The sequence below is a fragment of the Aeromonas cavernicola genome (assembly GCF_002795305.1).
GTDB classification, from domain to species: Bacteria; Pseudomonadota; Gammaproteobacteria; order Enterobacterales; family Aeromonadaceae; genus Aeromonas; species Aeromonas cavernicola.
This window is the reverse complement of the sequence record NZ_PGGC01000210.1, coordinates 1-2,085: the sequence shown is the minus strand read 5'-3', so window position 1 is coordinate 2,085 and position 2,085 is coordinate 1. Positions and strand designations below refer to the sequence as shown.

At 60.6% G+C, this 2,085-nt stretch carries 3 protein-coding genes; all 3 read left to right on the top strand.

Annotation, left to right across the window (positions count from 1 at the left end; all coding sequences use genetic code 11):
- Nucleotides 1-714, top strand: a 714-nt coding sequence (gene rbsC / locus CUC53_RS17790; RefSeq protein ID WP_100295349.1) for a ribose ABC transporter permease, incomplete at its 5' end; no start/stop codon positions are given.
- Between the two features lie 34 nt (nt 715-748).
- Complete coding sequence (gene rbsB, locus CUC53_RS17785; RefSeq protein ID WP_100295348.1) at nt 749-1,624, top strand: ribose ABC transporter substrate-binding protein RbsB; 876 nt, start codon at nt 749-751, stop codon at nt 1,622-1,624.
- Between the two features lie 112 nt (nt 1,625-1,736).
- On the top strand, nt 1,737-2,085 hold a 349-nt coding region (locus CUC53_RS17780), incomplete at its 3' end, for a PfkB family carbohydrate kinase (RefSeq protein WP_236757966.1).

Here is a 2,085-nt window from a genome sequence, read left to right as displayed (position 1 = left end):
CTGGCGGCGACCATGGTCGCCATGGAGCTGCCGATCTGGCTGGTGGTCCCCCTCACGCTGGGGGCTGGCACCCTGCTTGGCGGCGTCAGCGGCCTTATTATTGCCAAGGGCAAGGTGCAGGCGTTCATCGCCACCCTAGTGACCATGACCGCCCTGCGCGGCATCACCATGGTCTATACCGAGGGGCGCCCCATCTCCACCGGTTTTAGTGACGGCGCCGATCACTTCGCCTGGCTCGGTACCGGCTATCTGCTCGGTCTGCCAGTGCCCATCTGGTTGATGGCCATCGTCTTTGTGCTCGCGTGGTTCATGCTCAACCACACCCGTCTCGGTCGCTACATCTATGCGCTGGGCGGCAACGAATCGGCTACCCGTCTCTCCGGCATCAATGTGGATCGGGTGAAGCTGGCGGTGTATGGTCTGTGCGGCATGTTATCCGCGCTGGCAGGGCTCATTGTGACCTCGCGCCTCTCCTCTGCCCAGCCGACGGCGGGCATGGGTTACGAGCTGGATGCCATCGCCGCGGTGGTGCTGGGTGGTACCAGCCTGATGGGCGGCAAGGGCCGCATCATGGGAACCCTGATCGGTGCCTTGATCATTGGCTTTCTCAACAACGCCCTCAACCTGCTCGACGTATCGTCCTATTACCAAATGATCGCCAAGGCCAGCGTGATCTTGCTTGCCGTGATGATCGATAACAAAAGCAATCGCTAACACGTAAGACATGCCACACACAAGGAATGAAATGATGAAAAAGCTCAATACCCTGCTCGCTGCCGCCATCATGTCTGTGCTCGGTACCGCCCAAGCCGCCGATCACACCCTGGCGATGGTGGTCTCCACCCTCAATAACCCCTTCTTTGTCACCATGAAAGAGGGAGCCGAAGCCAAGGCTAAAGAGCTTGGCTATGAGCTGGTGGTGCTGGACTCCCAAAATGATCCGGCCAAAGAGCTCGCCAACGTAGAAGATCTCACGGTACGTAAAGTGGGCGCCATTCTGATCAACCCCACCGACTCTGAAGCCGTCGGCAACGCCATCCGGCTGGCCAATCGCGCCAGCATTCCGGTGCTGACCTTGGATCGCGGCGCCGCGCAAGGTGAGGTCAAGGCCCATATCGCCTCCGACAACGTGGCCGGCGGCAAGCTGGCCGGTAACTACATCACCGAGAAGGTCGGTGCAGGAGCCAAGGTTATTCAGCTGGAAGGGATTGCCGGTACCTCTGCCGCCCGCGACCGTGGCGAAGGTTTTGCCCTGGCGGTAGCGGCCAACAAACTGCAAGTACTCGCCTCCCAGCCTGCCGACTTTGACCGCACCAAGGGCCTGAACGTCATGGAAAACCTGCTGGCAGCCCACCCGACCGTGCAGGCGGTGTTCGCCCAGAACGACGAGATGGCGCTGGGTGCCATCCGTGCGGTGCAAGCGGCAGGCAAAGAGGTGATGATCGTTGGCTTCGACGGCACTGACGACGGCAAAGCCGCCGTTGCCAAGGGTAAACTGGCCGCCACCGTGGCCCAGCAACCTGCCCTGATCGGTGCCATCGGCGTCGAGACGGCCGACAAGGTGCTCAAGGGGCAGCCAGTGGAAAAATCCATTCCGGTACCGCTGCAGGTCGTGACCAAGTAACTGACCCAGCACATGACGGGGGAGGCTCGCCTCCCCTTTACCCCGCCACCGTCATGCCTCTTGGCTTGGGTTCCCACCGTATTCAAGCCAAGATGCATCAGGAGTAGTCAACATGAATCGTCTCATCGTTCTGGGCAGTGTCAATGCAGACCATGTACTGCGCGTTCCCCACTTTCCTCGCCCGGGTGAAACCCTGACGGGTCACAGCTATCAGGTGGTCCCGGGTGGTAAAGGCGCCAATCAGGCGGTGGCCGCCGCTCGGTTAGGTGCACAAGTCGCCTTTATCGCTCGGATCGGCGATGACGCCATCGGCCACCAGATGAAAAACGGCTTCGCCCAAGATGGTATCGATGTCAGCGCCGTCGAGCTCGATGAGACCCTGCCCACCGGCATCGCCATCATTTATGTCAGTGATGAGGGGGAGAACAGCATCGGCATCTCTGCCGATGCTGTTCTCCCCC